Origin of the sequence: Paracoccus sp. DMF (assembly GCF_004407025.1) — a bacterium.
GTDB classification, from domain to species: domain Bacteria; phylum Pseudomonadota; class Alphaproteobacteria; order Rhodobacterales; family Rhodobacteraceae; genus Paracoccus; species Paracoccus aminovorans_B.
The window spans coordinates 1-21,413 of the sequence record NZ_SOKV02000050.1; the positions used below are offsets into that span (position 1 = coordinate 1).

Consider the following 21,413-nt stretch of genomic DNA (forward strand, 5'->3'; position numbering starts at 1 on the left):
TCTTGCCAAGGGGCCATCCATACATGGTCTGAGGACAATGGACGACGATTTCACCTATGTCGCCACCTGGAAGGGCTTTGCTCATGTGGTATTCGTCTGAGCACTCACTACAGCGAACGGCTGGCGGAAGCGGGCATCGAGCCATCGGTCGGCAGTGTCGGCGACAGCTACGACAATGCCTTGGCCGAGACGGTCCCCTCCATATGTTCAAGGCGAGGTCATCCATCGTCACGGGCCTGGCGCAGTTTCGAAGCGGTGGAACATGCCACACTCGAACGGGTGGACTGGTTCAACAATCGCCGCCTGCTGGAGTCGATCGGGAACATCCCGCCTGCCGAAGCCGAGGCAAACTTCTAGGCCGCACTGAAACCGAGCCCATGGCCGGGTGGCTAACGAAAATCAGCCTCCGGCAAACCCGGAGCGGTTCAATATTGCGCGACCGCTTTCACCGCAGAGAAGGCCTGATCCGCGAACGCGCCAAGGTTTCGCGCGGGCCAAGAGGCTAGCCGTCCTGTTGCTTCGGCACGATGCTGATCCCGCCGCTGATCTCCAGCACGGCGGCGTCGATATCGGCCAGCGTCTTCAGCCCGTGCTGGATCCGCGCGGCTTCCAGAAGATCGTTCACGCTGACCCGCGCGCGCCCCAGGGCGTGGAAATCGATGCGGCCGTCGCTGATCAGCACGGTCGGCGCGCCGTCCAGCCACAGCGCCAGCCGGCTCGAAGCGCGCTTGGCATAGGAGAGCGCCACATCGACGGCGAACAGCGTGACGATCAGCACCACCGCATTGATCAGCGAGAAATCGTCGCCCAGAAGCGCCTGCTGCGTCGTCTCGGCGATGATCAGCACCAGGACGAAATCGAAGGGCGTCGCCTGCGCCATGGTGCGCCGGCCCGAAAGCCGGGTGACCGCCAGCAGGAAGGCATAGATCGCAACGCCGCGAATGACGGAATCCATCATGCCCTCCTATGGCAGCACCAGCAGGCGGACCGGCCGGCTGTGCCCGCCGATCCCGAGGTCGAAGCGCACCAGCCCGAAATGCTCGGGGCGGATTTGCAGAACGACCTTGCCCGGCCCGGAAAAGCGCATCTCCTGCCGGTCGCCCTGCAGCACGGTTTCCGGCTCGGGCTGGATGCGCTGAAGGCCGACGCCGTCGAAGAATTCATTGCCGACGACCAGCGTATCGGCATCGCGCAGGGTGACGGTGATCTCGTCATTGCCCTCCCAGCGCGCGATGCGGGGCATCTCGACACTGGCGCCGGCGAAATGCAGCACGCGGCTGTGCAGCGGGCCGCCGCTGCCGGTCAGGCCCAGCAGGGCCGCCAGCATCAGCGCGCCGAAGGCGATCCAGGCCAGGCGCTGCGCGCGCCAGAAGCGTTCCTGGAAGGCACGGTTCTCGACCAGTTGCAGCCCGTCCGCGCGGACCGGGGGGATGTCGTCGATCCTGGCCATGGCTCAACCCGGCGTCATGACGACCTTGATGCAGCCGTCCTTCTTGTCGCGGAACTTCTTGTAAAGCTCCGGCCCCTCGGCCAGCGGCGCGCGGTCGGTGATGACGAAGGAGGGGTCGATCTCGCCCTTCTGGACCTTGTCCAGCAGCGGTTCCAGATAGCGGTGGGTGTGGGTCTGGCCCATGCGAAAGGTCAGCCCCTTGTTCATCGCCGCGCCGAAGGGGATCTTGTCGACCATGCCGACATAGACCCCGGGGACCGAGATCGTGCCGCCCTTGCGGCAGCAATAGATCATCTCGCGCAGCACATGCGGCCGGTCGGTGCCCAGCATCAGGCTGGCCTTGGCCTTGTCGAGCAGGGAATCCAGGCTGGCCGTGGCGTCGGCCTCGGTGCCGACGCAATCGATGCAGCGATCGGGGCCGCGGCCCGCGGTCATCTCCATCAGCGCGTCATAGATCTTGACCGCCGAGAAATCCAGCACCTCGGCCTTGCCATGGGTCTCGGCCATGGCAAGCCGCTCGGGCACCTTGTCGATGGCGATGACGCGGCCCGCGCCCAGCATCCAGGCGCATTGGATGGCGAATTGCCCGACCGGGCCGCAGCCCCAGATCGCGACGGTATCGCCGGGCTCGATTTCGGCGTTCTCGGCCGCCATGTAGCCGGTGGGGAAGATGTCCGAGAGAAACAGCACCTGCTCGTCCGGCAGGCCGTCCGGCACCCGGATCGGCCCGACGTCGCCATAGGGCACGCGCAGATATTCCGCCTGCCCGCCCGCATAGCCGCCGGTCAGATGCGAATAGCCGAACAGGCCCGCGGGGGCGTGGCCCATGAGCTTGGCCGCCTTTTCCGCATTGCGATTGGTGCGGTCGCACAGGGAATACAGCTGCTTGCGGCAGAAGAAGCAGTCGCCGCAAGCGATGTTGAAGGGAACGACGACGCGGTCACCGACCTGGAACTTGCTGTGGTCGCGCCCGACCTCGACCACTTCGCCCATCGCCTCATGGCCCAGCACGTCGCCGCTTTCCATCGTCGGCATATAGCCGTCCATCAGGTGCAGGTCCGAGCCGCAGATGGCGCAGGCGCAGACCTTGATGATGATGTCGCGCCCGTCCTCGATACCGGGGTCGGGCACGGTCTCGTGCCGGATGTCGCCCTTGCCGTGCCAGATCAGTGCCTTCATCGCCGGGTCTCCTCTGCTGTCCGGTCCCCAACCCTCGGGAAAGGCAGATGTTCCAGCGCAGGGCCAAACCGCCGCCGGGGTCGGCAGGCACGGAAACGAAAACGCCCCGCCTCGGGTCGAGGCGGAGCGTCGGAAGAGCACAGGTGCCGGCGCCAAGCGGGCGCCGCGGGCGAGGCCCTAGAACGGGATATCGTCGTCGAAATCCGGCCGCCCCGAGGACGGCTGCCCGCCGCCCTGGCCGCCACCTTGGCTGCCGCCATAGCCGCCGCCCGAGCTGCCGCCGCCATAGCCGCCGCCACCGCCATAGCTGCCGCCGCCGTAATTGTCATCGCCGCGACCGCCGCCGCCACCCGGGCCGCCGCGGCCGTCGAGCATGTGCAGCTCGCTGCGGAAGGGGCGCAGGGCAACCTCGGTCGTATAGCGGTCATTGCCGCTCTGGTCCTGCCATTTGCGGGTTTCCAGCTGGCCCTCGACATAGACCTTGCTGCCCTTTTTCAGGTATTGCTCGGCGACGCGGACCAGGGGCTCGGAATAGATGGCGACGGTGTGCCATTCCGTGCGCTCCTTGCGCTCGCCGGTGTTGCGGTCCTTCCAGGTCTCCGAAGTGGCGATGCGCAGGTTCGCGACCTTGCCGCCGCTCGGAAAGCTGCGGACCTCGGGGTCTTGGCCCAGGTTGCCGACCAGGATGACCTTGTTGACGCTGCCCGCCATGCTGCCGGCCCTTTCGTTCTGTTCGTGCCTCGCGCGGGTTTAGCGCGTCCCGGCGCCTCGGGGCAAGCGGAATGCAAGGGACGGCCAAGCGGCGGATGCTGCGCCCGCCTTGCGCGGAAATCCGCCGATACCGGCGCGGTTCGGCCCGGGAAACAAAGCTGTTGCGGCGTTCCCCCGGCTTTGCGCTATAGTGCCGGCAAAAAGAAATACGGCGTGCATGAGGGACTTCAGATGCTTTCAAGCCATCGGGCATTGCTGCGCAACATCGGCCGCACGGCGCTGGTGCTGACGATTTCGGCCGGGCTTGCCGCGCCCGCCGCGGCCGAGGGGCTGCGGCTCCAGACCAAAAGCGGCAAGTCGCGCATCGCCCAGTTCGAGCGCCAGACCCGGCTGATGGATTCGCGCCTGGCCGGGCAATACCAGCAATCGGCGCGGCTGCGGCCCGGCGGCACCTCGACGAAAAGCGTGGTCGAGCTGGACCTGCCGACTGCCATCCCGGCCTATCGCGGCAACCGCCGCAGCCAGTATCTGCCGCATGCCCGGGCGATGGCGCGCAAGCATGGCGTGCCCGAGGACCTGTTCCTGCGCCTGGTGCAGCAGGAATCGGGCTGGAACCCCTCGGCGCGCTCGCACAAGGGCGCGCGCGGGCTGGCGCAGCTGATGCCCGGCACGGCGGCGAAGCTGGGCGTCGATCCCGGCGACCCGATCCAGAACCTGGAAGGCGGCGCGCGCTATCTGCGCATGATGTACAACACCTTCGGCAGCTGGCGGCTGGCGCTGGCCGCCTATAACGCCGGGCCGGCGGCGGTGGCGAAATACGGCGGCGTGCCGCCCTATCGCGAGACCAAGAACTACGTCCGCATCATCCACGGCAGTTGAAATGGAAAGGCCGGGCAGGGCGCCCGGCCTTTTCCATTGGCCCCTCAGAAGGTCGAAGGGATGATGCGCGTGTATTTCGTCCCGGCGATCGAGGCCCCGGCCATCAGCCCCGACTGGCCGAAGACCATGGCCACCACCGGCTGCTGCGCGGTGATCGTGTCGGTGCCCATCGAGACGCCGCGGGCGGGCAGGGCGTAATAGGCCCCGGCCTCGGCCACCCAGCCCGGGGCGCGGCGGAAATCGGCCAGCGCGGCATCGGTCTGGAAGATCAGCACATGGGCATATTGCTGCGCGCCGATCTGGAAGCCGACGCTGGCCTGCGCCGCGGAATAGTAATCCACCGTCACGTTGTTGATGCGCAGCGCGCCCTGGCCGTAAGCGCCGCCGACGCCGAAGCCGGCCTCGGTCATCAGCGGCATGTAGAGCACGCCCTTGGCGTTCTGCACCATCGGCGCGGTGGCGGGATAGGTCTGCAGCAGGTAGTTGCGCGTCGCGTCCACCCGCGCATCCAGCCGCGAGGGCGCGTCCTGCCCGACCGCGTTCGAGCAGCCCGCCACGGCCGCCGCACCGGCCAGCGCGCCGCCCAGCACAAGGAACCGCCGGCTGATGGGGTTGGGATTGGTCATGTTTCGCCCTCGTTGCTGAACGGCGGTTGCGCCGCCCGTTAAGCCCGCGATGATAAAGGCGAATGCCGCCTCATGCCAGCCTTTCGGCGACCTGCGGCGCGTAATAGGTCAGGATGCCGTCGCAGCCGGCGCGGCGGAAGGCGAGCAGGCTTTCGATGACCACGTCGCGCGACAGCCAGCCGTTGCGGATCGCGCCCTCCAGCATCGCGTATTCGCCGCTGACCTGATAGGCGAAGGTCGGCGCCGCGAACTGGTCGCGGACCATGCGGCAGATGTCCAGATAGGGCATGCCGGGCTTGACCATGACCATGTCGGCGCCCTCGGCCAGGTCGCGGGCGACGCAGCGCATCGCCTCGTCGCGGTTCGCCGGGTTGATCTGATAGGTCTTCTTGTCGCCGACCAGCCGCCCCGAGGCGCCGACCGCATCGCGGAACGGACCATAGAATCCCGAGGCGTATTTCGCGGCATAGGACAGGATCGCCACGTCCTTGTGGCCGTTCGACTCCAGCAGTCCGCGCAATGCGCCGATGCGCCCGTCCATCATGTCCGAGGGGCCGAGAATGTCCGCCCCCGCCTCGGCCTGGACCAGCGCCATGCGGCCCAGCGCCTCGACCGTCTCGTCGTTCAGGATCACGCCGTCCCGCACGATCCCGTCATGGCCGTTGGCGTTATAGGGGTCGAGCGCGATATCGGTCATCACCGCCAGGTCCGGCGCCACCTCCTTGATGGCGCGGATGGCGCGGTTGCCGATGTTGTCCGGGTCCCAGGCGCGTTCGCAACTCTCGGTCTTTTGGTCCGGGTCGGAATGCGGAAAGATGCAGATCGCCGGGATGTTCAACCGCAGTGCGGTTTCGGCCGCGCGCCTGGCGCCGTCCAGCGTCAGCCGCTCGACCCCGGGCATCGAGGGGATCTCGCCGGCGCCGCCGTCGATCTCGGTCACGAAGATCGGCCAGATCAGGTTCGCCGGCGTCAGGTTCACCTCGGTCGTCAGCGCGCGCAGCGCCGGCGTGCGGCGCAGGCGGCGCAGGCGGGTCATCGGGAAGGGGGCGACGATCGGGGTCGGGGACATGGCGGCCTCTTGCTTGGCTTGGCTCGGGCGGGAAACTGCACCCGGGGCGTCCGCTGTGCAACCCCCATGACCCTCGGCGCGGCCGGGATTGCGGGTATTTGGAAAACGGAAAGACTGTGCGGCCAGGGACGCGAGGTGCCGGAAAATCCCGGTTTCCCTTTCGGTTGCGCGCGGTTAGTTTGCCCCTCGCGCAGTTTGCACGAGGGAGATTTGCGTGCCCGGAGCCGAGGCCATCCTCGCCCTGCTGGACAGCCGGTCCTTCGGCTCGATCTGGTTCTGGGTGATCCTGACGCTGGCCTGGACCATGGCCGGCCGCCGCAGCCTGGGCGTGCCTTCGGACGTGATCGCAGCCGCCGGCCGCACCGCACCGGGGCCCGAGGACGATCCGGCGGCGCTGATGCTGCTGGACTGGCTGTCGCTGACCCTGCCGCGCTGGCAGCTTGGCCCGCGCGAGGGGGCGGTGCTGCTGGGCGTCGGCGCATTCCTGGTCAGCACGCTGGCGGTGCTGGGCTTCGGCTATGGGCTGGAGATGGCGCAGGCGCTGGTGCTGCTGATCCTGCCCTTTGCCGGTCTGTTCGCGCTGGACCTGCGGCTGGCGCGCCGGCTGGGCGCGGTGCTGGCCCGGGCCGAGGTCGGCCAGCCGGTGAACGAGGCCGGGGCCGAGGCGGCGCGGCTTCTGCGCCACCACCGCCGGGTCGGGCTGGCGATCTCGGTCCTGTCGGTGGCGGTGACGGCGTTCTACGGTGCTGTCTGGATGATCGCGCATCCCTTCGGCTTCTGACTTGACTCTGCCCGCGCCGGCTTTACCTCACGAGCCATGTCAGCGCATCCCGAACACCTGATCCTTTCCGGCGCGCCCGAGGGCATGGACGCCGCCCTGGTTGCGCGCGAACTGTCGCGCGGCCAGCCCGTCATCCACATCGCCCGCGACGACCGCCGCATGGCGGCGATGCGCGCCGCGCTGGGGTTCTTTGCCCCGCAGGCCGCAGTGCTGGAATTCCCGGCCTGGGACACCACGCCTTACGACCGCGTCTCGCCCGCCGGGGGCGTGATGGCCGCGCGCATGGCGGTGCTGACGGCCTTGGCGCATGGCGCGCTGAAGGGGCCCTTCGTTCTGCTGACCACGCTTTCGGCCGCCATGCAGCGGGTGCCGCCGCGCGCGGCGCTGCGCGGGGCCAGCTTCTCGGCCACCGTGGGCAACCGCATGGACGAGGGCGGCTTGCGCGCCTATCTGGCCCGCATGGGCTTTTCGCAATCGCCGACCGTGACCGAGCCCGGCGATTTCGCCGTGCGCGGCGGCATCATCGACATCTATCCGCCGGGCGATTCGGGGCCGATCCGGCTGGACATGTTCGGCGACGTGTTGGAGGGCGCGCGGCGTTTCGACGTGGAATCACAGCGTTCCACCGAAAAGCTCGACCATGTCGAACTGGCGCCGATGTCCGAGGTGATCCTGGACGAAGCCGCGATCACCCGCTTCCGCCAGAACTACCGCGCCGAATATGGCGCCGCCGCGAACGACCCGCTTTATGAGGGCATCAGCGCCGGGCGCAAGATGGCCGGGATGGAGCATTGGCTGCCCTGGTTCCACGCCGGGCTGGAAAGCCTCTTCGACTATCTGCCCGGGGCCTCGGTGGTGGCGGACGACCACCTGGACCAGGTCCGCGACGCGCGCGCGCATACCATCGCCGAGCAATTCGAGGCCCGGCGCGAGGCGTTGGCCCGCAAGGGGGGCACCGATACGGTCTATCGCCCGGTGCCGCCGTCCGAGATGTTTCCCGACGAGGCTGAGTGGAAGCGCTGGCTTGCCGCGCATCGCCTGCTGCGGCTGTCGGTGCTGCCGCAGCCGCCCGGGCCGGGCGTGCTGGATGCGGGCGGCCGGGTCGGGCGCAATTTCGCACCCGAGCGTCAGGCAGAAAAAGGAAACCTGTTCAAGGCGCTGTCAGAGCATATTCGAAAACTTCAAGCCACGCATCGCGTCGTGGTGGCGAGCTTTTCGGAAGGCGCCCGCGAACGCCTGGCCGGGCTGATCGCCGACGAGGGGGTGCAGGGCGCGAAGCCCATCGCCGACCTGCGCGACCTGCCGGCCGCGCCCGGCGCGCTGGGGCTGGCGGTCTGGCCGCTGGAGGAAGGGTTCGCCTCGGACGGCGCGGCGACCGGACCGCTGGCGGTGATCTCGGAGCAGGACGTGCTGGGCGACCGGCTGATCCGCGGCGCGAAGCGCAAGCGCAAGGCCGAGAATTTCCTGCGCGACACCACCACGCTGACCCCCGGCGACCTGGTGGTGCATGTCGAACACGGCATCGGCCGCTATACCGGTCTCGAGACCGTGATGGCGCTGAAGGTGCCGCATGACTGCGTCGCCATCGAATATGCCGGCGGCGACCGGCTGTATCTGCCGGTCGAGAACATCGAACTGCTCAGCCGCTATGGCCATGAGGAAGGCTTGCTCGACAAGCTGGGCGGGGGGGCCTGGCAGGCGCGGAAAGCGCGGCTCAAGGAACGCATCAAGCTGATCGCCGACAAGCTGATGCGCGTCGCGGCCGAGCGCCTGCTGCGTCCCGCCCCGGTGCTGGAGCCCGAGCATCACGAGGTCGAAAGCTTTGCCGCCCGCTTCCCCTATACCGAGACTGAGGACCAGGCGGCGGCGATCTCGGACGTGGCCGAGGACCTGGCCGCCGGCCGACCGATGGACCGGCTGGTGGTGGGCGACGTCGGCTTCGGCAAGACCGAGGTTGCCATGCGCGCGGCCTTCATCGCCGCCAGCCAGGGCCGGCAGGTCGCGGTGGTCGCGCCGACCACGCTGCTGGCGCGCCAGCATTTCCGCACCTTTGCCGAGCGTTTCCGCGGCACGGCGATCAATGTCCGGCCGCTGTCGCGCTTCGTTTCGGCCAAGGATGCCGCCGAGACCCGCAAGGGCCTGGCCGAGGGCACGGTGGACATCGTCGTCGGCACCCATGCCGTGCTGGCGAAGCAGGTGCGCTTCAAGAACCTCGGCCTGCTGATCGTCGACGAAGAGCAGCATTTCGGCGTCGGCCACAAGGAGCGCCTGAAGGAGCTGCGCAGCGACATCCATGTCCTGACCCTGACCGCGACGCCGATCCCGCGCACCTTGCAACTGTCGCTGACCGGAGTGCGGGACCTGTCGATCATCGGCACGCCGCCGGTGGACCGGCTCTCGATCCGCACCTATGTCAGCGAGTTCGACAGCGTCACCATCCGCGAGGCGCTGCTGCGCGAGAAATACCGCGGCGGGCAGAGCTTCTTCGTCGTGCCGCGCCTGTCGGACCTGCCCGAGATCGAGGAATGGCTGAGGGAACACGTCCCCGAGGTCTCGACCATCGTCGCGCATGGCCAGCTGGCGGCGGGCGATCTGGATAGCCGCATGAACGCCTTCTACGACCGCGGCGCCGATGTGCTGCTGGCGACGACCATCGTCGAATCGGGCCTGGATATCCCGACCGCCAACACCATGGTGGTCTGGCGCGCCGACATGTTCGGCCTGGCGCAGCTTTACCAGATCCGCGGCCGGGTCGGGCGCTCCAAGACCCGGGCCTATTGCTACCTGACCACCAAGCCGCGGGTACCGCTGACGCCGCAGGCGATGCGGCGGCTGAAGTTCCTGGGCGCCATCGACAGCCTGGGCGCCGGCTTCAACCTGGCCTCGCAGGACCTGGACCTGCGCGGGGCGGGCAACCTTCTGGGCGAGGAGCAGTCCGGCCACATCAAGGAGGTCGGCTTCGAGCTTTACCAGCAGATGCTGGAGGAGACGATCGCCAAGCTGAAATCCGGCGAGATCGAGGGCACGCCCGAGGACGAATGGGCGCCGCAGCTGAACCTGGGCGTGCCGGTGACGATTCCCGAAAGCTATGTGCCCGACCTGGACGTGCGGCTGGGCCTCTATCGCCGGCTGGCCGAACTGACGACCAAGGTCGAGCTCGAGGGTTTCGCCGCCGAGCTGATCGACCGCTTCGGCTCGCTGCCGCGCGAGGTGAACACGCTGCTGCTGGTCATCCGCATCAAGGCGATGGCGAAGCGGGCGAATATCTCGAAGCTGGACGCCGGGCCCAAGGGCGTCACGATCCAGTTCCACGGCGACAAGTTCCCGAATCCGGCCGGGCTGGTCGAGTTCATCCACGACCAGCGCGGCCAGGCCAAGGTCACCGACAACAAGATCGTGGTGCTGCGCGACTGGCCAGGCGATGCCGACCGCATCAAGGGCGCCTTTGCCATCGCCAAGGACCTGGCCGCCAAGATCAAGGAGGGCCGGGCGAAAGCCTGACCCCTCAGGGCCGGAACCCTCAGGGCTGCCAGCGCAGGAAGTTGGCGATGATGCGCAAGCCCACGTCCTGCGATTTCTCGGGGTGGAACTGGGTGCCGACGATATTGTCGCGACCGACCACCGCCGTCACCGGCCCGCCGTAATCCGCCGTGGCCAGCAGATGCGCGGGCTCCGTGACGCGAAACTGCCAGCTGTGCACGAAATAGGCGTGATCGCCCGAGCGGATGCCGTCGAGCAGCGGATGCGGGCGCAGCACCGTCAGGTCGTTCCAGCCCATATGCGGCACTTTCAGCCCCGGCGCGTCGATGGCGTCGATCTGGCCGCCGATCCAGCCGAGGCCGGGGGTGTCGCGATATTCATGGCCGATCTCGGCCAGCATCTGCATGCCGACGCAGATGCCCATGAAGGGCACGGCGCGGGTCAGGACTGCCTCGGTCAGCGCCTCGACCATGCCGGGCACGGCCTCGAGCGCCGCCTTGCAGGCCGGGAAGGCGCCGTCGCCGGGCAGCACGATGCGGTCGGCGCGGGCAACGGCCTCGGGGTCCGAGGTGACGATGACGTCGGCCCCGGTCTCGCGGCCCATCAGCGCGAAGGCCTTTTCGGCGGAATGCAGGTTGCCGCTGTCGTAATCGACCAGGGCGACGCGCATCACAGCGCGCCCTTGGTCGAGGGCAGCACGCCGGCCATGCGCGGATCGGGCTCGACCGCCTCGCGCAGGGCGCGGGCGACGGCCTTGAAGGCGGCCTCGGCGATGTGATGCGAATTCACCCCGTGGATGCGGTCGACATGCAGGGTGATGCCGCCATGGGTCGAGAGCGCCTGGAAGAATTCCCGCACCAGCTCGCAATCGAAGGTGCCGATCTTTTCGGTCGGGAAGCCGACGTTCCAGACCAGATAGGCCCGGCCCGACAGGTCCAGCGCCGCCGCGACCTGGGCGTCGTCCATCGCCAGTTGGAAGCGGCCATAGCGGCGGATGCCCGTCTTGTCGCCCAGCGCCTTGACCAGTGCCTGGCCCAGCGCGATGCCGGTGTCCTCGACCGTGTGGTGGTCGTCGATATGCAGGTCGCCCTTGGCCCGCACCGTCAGGTCGATCAGCGAATGCCGCGCGAGCTGGTCCAGCATGTGGTCGAAGAAGCCGACGCCGGTCTGGTTGTCGTAGCGGCCGCTGCCGTCCAGGTCGATCTCGACCTCGATCCGGGTCTCGGCCGTGTCGCGGGTGATCTTTGCGCGGCGCATCTTCTCTCCTCATGAAAGGCTCGCCGCCTTATAGGGCGGGCGGGGGCGGCTGAAAAGCCGGGGCTTTGGGCGGGTCGCCGCGCGGCCCCGGGCCGGCGTTCTTGTCATATCGGCGGCGGGGTGCCAAAACGGGGCAAGCGGACAAGCGCCTGAAAGGATCCTGGCCGATGAGAGACGAGCTGACTGCCAGCGAAAAGCGGCTGACCGCCGCCCTGGACCGCATCGACCGGCTGATCGACCGGGCCGCTGCTGCCGGCGGCGACGCGCCCTCGGCCGAGGGCCGGGCCGAGAACCAGCGCCTGTCGCAGGAGCTGGCGGCGCTGCACGAGCGCGAGGCCGCGACGCTCTCTGCCTGCGAGGGCCGGCTGGCCGAGGCGCATCAGCGCCTGGTGGCGGCCGGGCAGGAGGCGGCGCGGCTCTCGGCGGCCAATGAGGCGCTGGCCGCTGCCAATCGCGCGCTGATCGAGGCCGCCGGCCTGCCCCGGGACGAGGCGCTTGCCGCGCTGGAGGCCGAGGTCGAGGCGCTGCGCGCCGCCCGCGCCGCCGAGATGGCGCAGATGGGCGACATCATCGACACGCTGGACCGCATGGCCGGGGAAGCCGCCGCGCCGGAGACCGCGGACGTGGACGGGGAAAGGGGCTGAGCCATGGCCGAAGTCGAATTCTCGATCGGGCACAAGAATTACACGCTGTCCTGCCAGGAGGGCGAGGAGCGGCTGCTGAAGCGTGCCGCCGCGCTGCTGGACGGCGAGGCGCAGGCGATCCTGACCCAGGCCGGCCGCATGCCCGAGCCGCGGCTCCTGCTGCTGGCCGGGCTGATGCTCGCCGACCGCATGACGGCGCTGGAGGACCGCGCCGCCTCGGCCGAGCGCGAGCTGGCGCGGTTGAAGGTCAACCCGCAGCGGGTCGAGGTGCCGGTGGTGCCCGAAAGCCTGCGCGAGGGCATGGCCGAGCTTGCCGCCCGCGCCGAGGCCCTGGCGCAGAAGGCCGAGGACCAGCTTCCGGGCTGACCGCGGGCGTCGCGGTCGCAGGGGTATTTGGAAAACAGAGAAGGCCGATGCCGGCTTTCAGGCGGCCGGCCAGCGGCGCGGGTGCCGGGGTATTTGGAAAACGGAAAGCAGGTGAGGCCGGGCCCTTGGGTCCCGCCTTGGTCGTTTCCGCGCGGTGCTGCTGTGGCCCCGAAAAGCCCGCTGATTCCGATTCTGCGCGGATCTGCCTTGGCCGAAAATGTCGACGGATCTTGGCGCATGTCATCATAACATATTGATTTATATAATTAATAAAAACGATGGGAGAAGGCGTCTTTTTTCTTGAAATAAACGATAAACCCTGTCGTTATTACGGGCATGAAGGCCCCGACGGGGCATCGAAAGAGGGAAGGCATCATGATCCGCACCATTCGCGTGACCGACAGCCAACTGGCCCATGGCCGGGTGATCCGTCGCCACCTGGACGGCCGCCTGACGGTCGAGGACGGCACCAAGCGCATGACCGGCTATCCGCTGCAGGCCGGCTTCTGGGATCGTTGCCTGAGCCTGCCCCTGCGCCGCGTGATGTCGGTGGCGCTGACCGTGACCGCGCTGGGCCTTGCCGGCCAGGTCCAGGCCGAAAGCCTGCTCAACGTCAGCTACGACCCGACGCGCGAGCTTTACCGCGAGGTGAACGCCGCCTTTGCCAAGAAATGGGAAGCCGACGGCCATCCGGCGCCGCAGATCGAGACCTCGCATGGCGGCTCGGGCGCGCAGGCGCGCTCGGTCATCGACGGGCTCAAGGCGCAGGTGGTGACGCTGGCGCTGGCCTCGGACATCGACAAGATCGCCGAAAAGGGGCTTCTGCCCGAGGACTGGCAGTCGCGCCTGCCGCACAACAGCTCGCCCTATACCTCGACCATCGTCTTCCTGGTGCGCGAGGGCAACCCGAAGGGCATCAAGGACTGGGGCGACCTGGTCGAGGAGGGCGTCGAGGTGATCACGCCGAACCCCAAGACCAGCGGCGGGGCGCGCTGGAACTATCTCGCCGCCTGGGCCTGGGCGCAGAAGAACGGCCAGGATCCCAAGACCTTCGTGGCCGAGTTGTTCAAGCACGTCCCGGTGCTGGACAGCGGCGCGCGCGGCTCGACCACGACCTTCACCCAGCGCGAGATCGGCGACGTGCTGCTGGCCTGGGAGAACGAGGCCTATCTGGCGCTGAACGAGCTGGGCGAGGACCAGTTCGACATCGTGGTGCCCTCGGTCTCGATCCTGGCCGAGCCGCCGGTCGCGGTGGTGGACGCCAACATCGGCGGCGACGAGCAGAAGGCGCTGGCCGACGGCTATCTGAACTTCCTCTATTCGCCCGAGGGGCAGGCGCTGGCCTTCAAGCACTATTACCGCGCCTGGGATGCCAGTGCCGCCAATCCGGACGACGTGGCGCGTTTCCCCAAGCTCGACCTGGTGACCATCGCCGATTTCGGCGGCTGGAAGCAGGCCCAGCCCGAGCATTTCGGCGACGGCGGCACGTTCGACCAGATCTATTCCGGGAAGTAGGCGATGCAGGCTTTGCGCATCCAGAAATCCCCCATGCCCGGCTTTGCGCTGGGCATGGGGATCACGCTGACCATGCTGTCGCTGATCGTCATCCTGCCGGTCGGCGCGCTGCTGGCCCAGGGGGCGAGCTACGGCATCGAGGGCGTCTGGCAAACGGTGAATACGCCGCGGGTCTGGGCGGCGCTGTATCTGTCGTTCCGGCTGGCATTCTTCGCCGCGCTCTTCAACCTGGTCTTCGGCACGCTGCTGGCCTGGGTGCTGGCGCGCTATGAATTTCCCGGCCGACGGCTGGTCGATGCGATGGTGGACCTGCCCTTCGCCCTGCCGACGGCGGTGGCGGGCATCGCGCTGACCGCGCTTTACGCCCCGAACGGCGTCTTCGGCAGCCTCGCCAAGACGCTTGGCGTCAAGATCGCCTATACGCAATGGGGCATCCTGGTCGCGCTGATCTTCGTCGGCCTGCCCTTCGTCACCCGCACCGTGCAGCCTGTGATCGCCGAGATCGAGCGCGAGGTCGAGGAGGCCAGCGCCACCCTGGGCGCCAGCCGGTTCTACACGCTGTATCGGGTGATTCTGCCGATGCTGATGCCGGCCGCGCTGACCGGCTTCGCGTTGTCGCTGGCCCGCGCGGTCGGCGAATACGGCTCGGTCATCTTCATCGCCGGCAACCTGCCGCTGAAGACCGAGATCGCGCCCTTGCTGATCGTCATCAAGCTGGAGGAATTCGACTACAACGGCGCGGCGGCCATCGGCATCGCCATGCTGCTGATCTCGTTCACCATGCTTCTGGCCATCAACCTGATCCAGATCTGGAGCCGCCGGAGGATTGGCCATGTCTGATACGCAAGCCCCCGCCCGCTGGCGTCCGGTGACCGAGGAAAGCCGCCCGGCCCGCATCGCGCTGATCGCCGTGGCCCTGGTCGGCCTTGGCATCCTGGTGCTGGCGCCGCTGGCCGTGGTCTTTGCCGAGGCCCTGGCCAAGGGCGCGGGCGCCGCCATCGCCTCGCTGGGAAACCGCGACGCGCAATCGGCGATCCGGCTGACGCTGCTGGTCGCGGCCATCGCCGTGCCGCTGAACGCGGTCTTCGGCATTGCCGCCGCCTGGACCATCACCAAGTTCGACTTTCGCGGCAAGGCGTTCCTGATCACGCTGATCGACCTGCCGTTCTCGGTCTCGCCGGTGGTGGCGGGGCTGGCGCTGGTCTTGCTGTTCGGCACCAACAGCCTGATCGGCGGCTGGCTGGTCGCGCAGGGCTTTCCGATCATCTTCGCGCTGCCGGGGATCGTGCTGGCCTCGGTCTTCGTCACCTTTCCCTTCGTCGCGCGCGAGCTGATCCCGGTGATGATCGAGCAGGGCCGGGCCGAGGAGGAGGCGGCGCTGACGCTGGGCGCCTCGGGCTGGCGGGTGTTCCGCACCGTGACGCTGCCGAACATCAAATGGGCGCTGCTTTACGGGGTACTGCTCTGCAACGCCCGCGCCATGGGCGAATTCGGCGCCGTGGCCGTGGTGTCCGGCAAGATCCGCGGCGTCACCGCCACCATGCCGATCACCATCGAGATGATGTATAACGAATATCTTTCGGTGGCGGCCTTTTCGCTCGCCGCCGTGCTGGCGGCGCTGGGCCTGCTGACGCTGGCGCTGAAGTCCGTGCTGGAATGGCGCCACGCCGACCAGCTTGCCGCAACCCGCAGATATTGAGGTGTCCGATGCATATCGAGATCGACGAGATCGCCAAGGAATTCGGCGCCACCACGGCCCTGAGGCCGGTCAGCCTGGCCATCCCCTCGGGGGCGCTGGTGGCGCTGCTGGGGCCCTCGGGTTCCGGCAAGACCACGCTCTTGCGCATCCTGGGCGGGCTGGAGTTCCCGAGTTCCGGCCGGGTGCTGTTCGACGGCCAGGACGCGACCGGCATGACTGTGCAGGAACGGCGCGCGGGCTTCGTGTTCCAGAGCTATGCGCTGTTCAAGCATATGACGGTGTTCGAGAACATCGCCTATGGGCTGCGCGCCCGCCCGCGCGCCTCGCGCCCGCCCGCGGCCGAGATCCAGCGCCGGGTGTCGAAGCTCTTGGACCTGATCCAGCTGCCGCAGATCGCCAGGCGCTTCCCGAGCCAGCTGTCGGGCGGCCAGCGCCAGCGCGTCGCCTTGGCGCGCGCCTTGGCCATCGAGCCGCGCATGCTGCTGCTCGACGAGCCCTTCGGTGCGCTTGACGCCCGCGTGCGCAAGGAGCTGCGCCAGGGCCTGCGCGAGATCCACGACACCACCGGCCTGACCACGGTCTTCGTCACCCATGACCAGGACGAGGCCATGGAGCTGGCCGACCTGGTGGTGGTGATGTCCATGGGCCGGATCGAGCAGATCGGCCGGCCGCAGGACATCCGCGCCCGCCCGGCGACGCCCTTCGTGCGGGAATTCATCGCGGCGTGACGCGCGTCGGCCTTTTCCGTCCGCGCCTTGCCGGTTAGCATCCGGCAAGGCGCGGCAGCAAGGGACGGGTCGATGGAAGCCTATGGCCATCTGCGGGTTCTGGTCAGCATGATCCTGGGGCTGGCCATCACCCGGGTGCTTTCGGGCCTGTCGCGCCGCATCCAGCAGCCGGCGCGGACCGAGGGCATGGCGGCGCAGATCGTCTGGGCCTTGGTGCTGTTGACCGGGGCGGTGCATTTCTGGTGGTGGGAGTTCGCCCTGCGCCGGGTCGAAAGCTGGCATTTCGGCATCTATGTCTTCGTGCTGGCCTATACGTCGCTCTTCTTCCTGATGGCGACGCTGATCTTTCCCGACGGCAATGCCGACCATGCCGAGACCGAGGCCTTCTTCATGCGCCGCCGGCGCGGCTTCTACGGGCTGTTCGCGCTGTCCTTCGCCTTCGATCTCTTCGATACCGCGCTGAAGGGCCGCGAATATCTGGCGGCCCTGGGCTGGGAATACCCGCTGCGGCTGGTGCTGGGCGTGCTGGCCGCCGCCCTGGCGCTGCGGGCCCGCGGCCCGCGGCAGGTCATGGCGGTGGGGCTGGCCTGGCTGGCCTATGACATCCTGTGGATCTTGCGCCATTACGACAGCCTGGACTGACCTGCGGCAGCGGCCCGGCCGCAGGGGTATTTGCACAACGAAGAATCCGTTTCCGGCCGCGCGCATGCAGGCGGGGGGTTTTCGCCGCGCTGCGGCGTGACTAGATCGGCTGCAACGCATAACGAGGGACGACATGGAACACCTGATCGAACGCAGTCTTTTCGCCAGCCGCTGGCTGATGGCGCCGATATATGTCGGCCTGTCGCTGTCGCTTCTGCTGCTGCTCTGGGTCTTTGGCCTGGAGTTCTGCCACCTGGTGCAGATCCTGCCGGTGATGACCGTGAACGACGCGGTGCTGGGGGTGCTGGCGCTGATCGACCTGAGCCTGGCCGCGAACCTGCTGCTGATCGTGATCTTTTCCGGCTACGAGAATTTCGTCAGCCGCATGAACCTGAGCGCGCACGAGGACCGGCCGGAATGGCAGGGCGAGGTCGATTTCTCGGGGCTGAAGCTGAAGCTGGTGGCCTCGATCGTGGCGATCTCGGGCATCCACCTGCTGAAGGTGTTCATGGATGTCGGCAAATATGCCCCCGACCAGATCCGCTGGATGGTGGTGATCCACCTGGTCTTCGTCGTCTCGGGCGTGCTGCTGGCGGCGATGGACTGGATCTCGAACCATGGCAAGGGGTTGAAGAAGCGCGCGCCCAAGGCGTGACGCTCCCGCCCGGTGGCCCGGCCGCAGGGGTATTTGGAAAACAGAGAAGGGCAGGGGCGGCGCGTCGGGGAGGCGCCCCCTTTCGCCTGCCGCGGATTTTTGGCCGGGCGGCGGTGCGGACCCTTGCGCCTTGGCCCGCCACGGCTATAACCCCGGACGATTTATCAGCCGCAAGCCCGAGGGACCGCCATGCCGAAGAGAACCGATATCAAGTCCATCCTGATCATCGGCGCCGGGCCCATCGTCATCGGCCAGGCCTGCGAATTCGACTATTCCGGCGCCCAGGCCTGCAAGGCGCTACGCGAAGAGGGCTACCGCGTCATCCTGGTGAACTCGAACCCCGCGACGATCATGACCGATCCCGAGATGGCCGATGCCACCTATATCGAGCCGATCACCCCCGAGGTGGTGGAAAAGATCATCGCCAAGGAACGGCCCGACGCGCTGCTGCCGACCATGGGCGGGCAGACCGGGCTGAACACGGCCTTGGCGCTGGCCGACATGGGCGTCTTGAACCGCTATGGTGTCGAGCTGATCGGCGCGCAGCGCGCCGCCATCGAGATGGCCGAGGACCGCAAGCTGTTCCGCGAGGCCATGGACCGCATCGGGTTGGAAAACCCCCGCGCCACCATCGTCGCCGCGCCGAAACTGGCAAGCGGCAAGTATGACATTGCCGCGGGGATTGCCCAGGCCATGGTCGATCTGGATGAGATCGGCCTGCCGGCGATCATCCGCCCGGCCTTTACCCTGGGCGGCACCGGCGGCGGCGTCGCCTATAACCGCGACGATTACGAGCGCATCGTGCGCTCAGGGCTGGAGGCCTCGCCGGTGGCGCAGGTGCTGGTGGACGAAAGCCTGCTGGGCTGGAAGGAATACGAGTTCGAGGTGGTGCGCGACCGCGCCGACAACGCCATCATCGTCTGCTCCATCGAGAACGTCGACCCGATGGGCGTGCATACCGGCGATTCGATCACCGTGGCCCCGGCGCTGACCCTGACGGACCGCGAATATCAGCGCATGCGGAACGGCAGCATCGCCGTGCTGCGCGAGATCGGCGTCGAGACCGGCGGCTCGAACGTGCAATGGGCGGTCAATCCCAAGGACGGCCGCATGGTGGTGATCGAGATGAACCCGCGCGTGTCGCGGTCCTCGGCGCTGGCCTCGAAGGCGACCGGTTTCCCCATCGCCAAGATCGCGGCCAAGCTCGCCGTCGGCTATACGCTGGACGAGCTCGACAACGATATCACCAAGGTGACGCCGGCCAGCTTCGAGCCCTCGATCGACTATGTCGTGACCAAGATTCCGCGTTTCGCCTTCGAGAAATTCCCCGGCTCCAAGCCCGAGCTGACCACGGCGATGAAATCCGTGGGCGAGGTCATGGCCATCGGCCGCAGCTTCCACGAATCGCTGCAAAAGGCGCTGGCCTCGATGGAGAACGGGCTGACCGGCCTTGACGACATCGAGATCCCCGGCGCGCCCGACAAGGCCGCCGTCATCAAGGCGATCAGCGCCCAGACCCCCGACCGGCTGCGCCTGATCGCCCAGGCGATGCGCCACGGGCTGAGCGATGACGAGATCCAGCACGCCACCGCCTTCGACCCCTGGTTCCTGGCGCGGCTGCGCGAGATCGTCGAGGCCGAGAATGCCGTGCGCGCGGGCGGGCTGCCCCAGGATGCCGAGGGCCTGCGCCGGCTGAAGATGATGGGCTTCACCGACGCCCGGCTGGCCGACCTGACCGGCACCGGCGAGAAAGCGGTGCGCGAGGCGCGCCGCGCCCATGACCTGCACCCGGTCTTCAAGCGCATCGACACCTGCGCCGCCGAGTTCGAGGCCCAGACCCCCTATATGTATTCGACCTATGAAGCCCCGGCGATGGGCGACGTCGAAAACGAGGCCCGGCCCAGCGACCGCAAGAAGGTCGTGATCCTGGGCGGCGGCCCGAACCGCATCGGCCAGGGCATCGAGTTCGACTATTGCTGCTGCCATGCCTGTTTCGCGCTGACCAAGGCCGGCTACGAGACCATCATGGTCAACTGCAACCCCGAGACGGTCTCGACCGATTACGACACCTCGGACCGGCTGTATTTCGAGCCGCTGACGCTGGAGCACGTCCTGGAAATCCTGCGCATCGAGCAGGAAAACGGCACGCTGCACGGCGTCATCGTCCAGTTCGGCGGCCAGACGCCTTTGAAACTGGCCAACGCGCTGGAGGAGGAGGGCATCCCGATCCTCGGCACCACCCCCGACGCCATCGACCTGGCCGAGGATCGCGAGCGCTTCCAGAAGCTGCTGAACGACCTTGGCCTGAAGCAGCCGATCAACGGCATCGCCCATTCCGACGCCGAGGCCATCGAGATCGCCGGGCGCATCGGCTTCCCGCTGGTCATCCGCCCGTCCTACGTCCTGGGCGGTCGCGCGATGGAGATCGTGCGCGACATGGACCAGCTGAACCGCTATATCCGCGAGGCGGTCAAGGTCTCGGGCGACAGCCCGGTGCTGCTCGACAGCTACCTCTCGGGCGCCATCGAAGTCGATGTCGACGCGCTCTCGGACGGCAGCACCGTCCACGTCGCCGGCATCATGGAGCATATCGAGGAGGCCGGCGTTCACTCCGGCGACAGCGCCTGTTCGCTGCCGCCGCACACGCTCGACCCCGCCACCATCGCCGAGCTGAAGGTCCAGACCGTCGCCATGGCTCGCGCCCTGAACGTCGTCGGGCTGATGAACGTGCAATTCGCCCTGAAGGACGGCGCGATCTACGTGCTCGAGGTCAACCCGCGCGCCAGCCGCACCGTGCCCTTCGTCGCCAAGGCCACCGACAGCGCCATCGCCTCGATCGCAGCGAGGCTGATGGCGGGCGAGCCGATGGCGAACTTCCCGGCCCGCGCGGCCTATCCCGAAGGCGTCGGTCCCGAGGACAGCCTGCCCTTCGCCGACCCGCTGACGCTCGCCGACCCGAACACGCCCTGGTTCTCGGTCAAGGAGGCGGTGCTGCCCTTCGCCCGATTCCCCGGCGTCGACACGCTCTTGGGCCCGGAAATGCGCTCGACCGGCGAAGTCATGGGCTGGGACCGCAACTTCGCCCGCGCCTTCCTGAAGGCGCAGATGGGGGCGGGGACGACGCTGCCCTCCGAGGGGCTGGTCTTCATCTCGGTCCGCGACGCCGACAAGTCCGAGGCGCTGGCCCAGGCCGCCCGCGACCTGACCGAGATGGGCTTCACCCTGGTCGCCACCGCCGGCACCGCCCGCTTCCTGCGCGATTCCGGGGTCGAGACCGAACTGGTCAACAAGGTCTATGAAGGTCGCCCGAACATCGTGGATCGGCTCAAGAACGGCGAGATCGCCATGGTGCTGAACACCACCGAAGGCACGCAGGCCATCGCCGATTCGCGCGAGATCCGGGCGGTCGCGCTGAACGACAAGATCCCGTATTACACCACGGCGGCGGGCAGCATCGCGGCCGTGGCGGCGATCAAGTCGCGCGGGGAAGGCGAGGTTGGGGTGCGGGCGTTGCAAGCGTGAGGGTGGTGTCCAATCATCGCAATGAAAAAAGACAGGAAGAGAGAAGTAAAGGCGGCGTTCCGCTGCTCTTGGCGGAGCGAAAGGCGAAAAAGTGCAATTAACGCCAATCGATTTTATCGCGATCAATACCTTTCAACACACGACCGAGCGCGCTGTTTGCATCTGCAAGGTGAATTACTAGGTTATGTTGACAAATGGCGGATCCATAGC

At 67.7% G+C, this 21,413-nt stretch carries 20 protein-coding genes and 1 pseudogene; 13 read left to right on the forward strand and 8 right to left on the reverse strand.

Features of this window, described 5'->3' with window-relative positions; genetic code table 11:
• Positions 1-96 precede the first annotated feature (96 nt).
• Positions 97-357: pseudogene (locus E3D03_RS17505) on the forward strand (integrase core domain-containing protein); the annotation flags it as partial.
• Between the two features lie 145 nt (positions 358-502).
• Here the strand turns inward: E3D03_RS17505 and E3D03_RS17510 are convergent.
• The 4 genes from E3D03_RS17510 to ssb form a co-directional block, all read right to left on the reverse strand.
• Positions 503-955, reverse strand: a complete 453-nt coding sequence (locus E3D03_RS17510; RefSeq protein ID WP_263568013.1) for a DUF421 domain-containing protein — start codon at positions 953-955, stop codon at positions 503-505.
• 9 nt (positions 956-964) lie between these two features.
• Positions 965-1,450 (reverse strand): hypothetical protein, encoded by a 486-nt coding sequence (locus E3D03_RS17515; protein WP_263568014.1) that lies wholly within the window; start codon positions 1,448-1,450, stop codon positions 965-967.
• 3 nt (positions 1,451-1,453) lie between these two features.
• A complete protein-coding gene (locus tag E3D03_RS17520) occupies positions 1,454-2,629 on the reverse strand; it encodes a zinc-dependent alcohol dehydrogenase (protein ID WP_263568015.1) in 1,176 nt (391 codons plus the stop codon).
• Positions 2,630-2,806: 177 nt separating this feature from the next.
• Positions 2,807-3,340, reverse strand: a complete 534-nt coding sequence (gene ssb, locus E3D03_RS17525) for a single-stranded DNA-binding protein (RefSeq protein ID WP_263568016.1) — start codon at positions 3,338-3,340, stop codon at positions 2,807-2,809.
• A 231-nt stretch (positions 3,341-3,571) separates the two neighbouring features.
• Between ssb and E3D03_RS17530 the strand changes: the two genes are divergently transcribed.
• Positions 3,572-4,219 (forward strand): lytic transglycosylase domain-containing protein, encoded by a 648-nt coding sequence (locus E3D03_RS17530; RefSeq protein WP_062560454.1) that lies wholly within the window; start codon positions 3,572-3,574, stop codon positions 4,217-4,219.
• A gap of 44 nt (positions 4,220-4,263) precedes the next feature.
• Here E3D03_RS17530 and E3D03_RS17535 read toward each other — a convergent pair whose 3' ends face one another.
• Both E3D03_RS17535 and hemB read right to left on the reverse strand, forming a co-directional pair.
• Positions 4,264-4,845, reverse strand: a complete 582-nt coding sequence (locus E3D03_RS17535; RefSeq protein ID WP_018000335.1) for a YSC84-related protein — start codon at positions 4,843-4,845, stop codon at positions 4,264-4,266.
• A 70-nt stretch (positions 4,846-4,915) separates the two neighbouring features.
• Positions 4,916-5,914 carry a porphobilinogen synthase gene (hemB, locus tag E3D03_RS17540; RefSeq protein ID WP_263568017.1) on the reverse strand — a complete coding sequence of 333 codons (999 nt, stop codon included), beginning with the start codon at positions 5,912-5,914 and terminating at the stop codon, positions 4,916-4,918.
• Between the two features lie 214 nt (positions 5,915-6,128).
• On the opposite strand from hemB, the gene E3D03_RS17545 reads away from it, so the two are divergent.
• On the forward strand, positions 6,129-6,695 hold the full coding sequence (locus E3D03_RS17545) for a hypothetical protein (RefSeq protein ID WP_263568018.1): 567 nt from the start codon (positions 6,129-6,131) through the stop codon (positions 6,693-6,695).
• A gap of 36 nt (positions 6,696-6,731) precedes the next feature.
• Positions 6,732-10,196 (forward strand): transcription-repair coupling factor, encoded by a 3,465-nt coding sequence (gene mfd / locus E3D03_RS17550; protein WP_263568019.1) that lies wholly within the window; start codon positions 6,732-6,734, stop codon positions 10,194-10,196.
• Positions 10,197-10,215: 19 nt separating this feature from the next.
• Here the strand turns inward: mfd and hisH are convergent, their stop codons facing one another.
• Together hisH and hisB are read right to left on the reverse strand one after the other, a co-directional pair.
• Positions 10,216-10,845: an imidazole glycerol phosphate synthase subunit HisH gene (hisH, locus tag E3D03_RS17555; RefSeq protein ID WP_263568020.1), complete on the reverse strand. Its 630-nt coding sequence runs from the start codon at positions 10,843-10,845 to the stop codon at positions 10,216-10,218.
• Entirely contained in the window at positions 10,845-11,432 is a 588-nt protein-coding gene (gene hisB, locus E3D03_RS17560) for an imidazoleglycerol-phosphate dehydratase HisB (RefSeq protein ID WP_263568021.1), read from the reverse strand. The genes hisH and hisB overlap by 1 nt, the downstream gene beginning before the upstream one ends.
• Before the next feature lie 167 nt (positions 11,433-11,599).
• Between hisB and E3D03_RS17565 the strand changes: the two genes are divergently transcribed.
• The 9 genes from E3D03_RS17565 (at position 11,600) to carB (ending at position 21,203) form a co-directional block, all read left to right on the forward strand.
• A complete protein-coding gene (locus tag E3D03_RS17565; RefSeq protein WP_263568022.1) occupies positions 11,600-12,076 on the forward strand; it encodes a hypothetical protein in 477 nt (158 codons plus the stop codon).
• Positions 12,077-12,079: 3 nt separating this feature from the next.
• Positions 12,080-12,442 carry a cell division protein ZapA gene (locus E3D03_RS17570; RefSeq protein ID WP_263568023.1) on the forward strand — a complete coding sequence of 121 codons (363 nt, stop codon included), beginning with the start codon at positions 12,080-12,082 and terminating at the stop codon, positions 12,440-12,442.
• 543 nt (positions 12,443-12,985) lie between these two features.
• Positions 12,986-13,957 (forward strand): sulfate ABC transporter substrate-binding protein, encoded by a 972-nt coding sequence (locus E3D03_RS17575; RefSeq protein WP_263568029.1) that lies wholly within the window; start codon positions 12,986-12,988, stop codon positions 13,955-13,957.
• A gap of 3 nt (positions 13,958-13,960) precedes the next feature.
• Positions 13,961-14,797 (forward strand): sulfate ABC transporter permease subunit CysT, encoded by an 837-nt coding sequence (gene cysT, locus E3D03_RS17580; RefSeq protein ID WP_263568024.1) that lies wholly within the window; start codon positions 13,961-13,963, stop codon positions 14,795-14,797.
• Positions 14,790-15,656 carry a sulfate ABC transporter permease subunit CysW gene (cysW, locus tag E3D03_RS17585; protein WP_263568025.1) on the forward strand — a complete coding sequence of 289 codons (867 nt, stop codon included), beginning with the start codon at positions 14,790-14,792 and terminating at the stop codon, positions 15,654-15,656. Before cysT ends, cysW begins: the two co-directional genes overlap by 8 nt.
• Positions 15,657-15,664: 8 nt before the next feature.
• Positions 15,665-16,384, forward strand: coding sequence for a sulfate/molybdate ABC transporter ATP-binding protein (locus tag E3D03_RS17590; protein ID WP_062560470.1), 720 nt, complete (start codon positions 15,665-15,667; stop codon positions 16,382-16,384).
• 72 nt (positions 16,385-16,456) lie between these two features.
• Positions 16,457-17,026 carry a hypothetical protein gene (locus E3D03_RS17595; RefSeq protein ID WP_263568026.1) on the forward strand — a complete coding sequence of 190 codons (570 nt, stop codon included), beginning with the start codon at positions 16,457-16,459 and terminating at the stop codon, positions 17,024-17,026.
• A gap of 133 nt (positions 17,027-17,159) precedes the next feature.
• Entirely contained in the window at positions 17,160-17,681 is a 522-nt protein-coding gene (locus tag E3D03_RS17600) for a TIGR00645 family protein (protein ID WP_263568027.1), read from the forward strand.
• Positions 17,682-17,870: 189 nt separating this feature from the next.
• A complete protein-coding gene (gene carB, locus E3D03_RS17605; protein WP_263568028.1) occupies positions 17,871-21,203 on the forward strand; it encodes a carbamoyl-phosphate synthase large subunit in 3,333 nt (1,110 codons plus the stop codon).
• Positions 21,204-21,413: the final 210 nt, after the last annotated feature.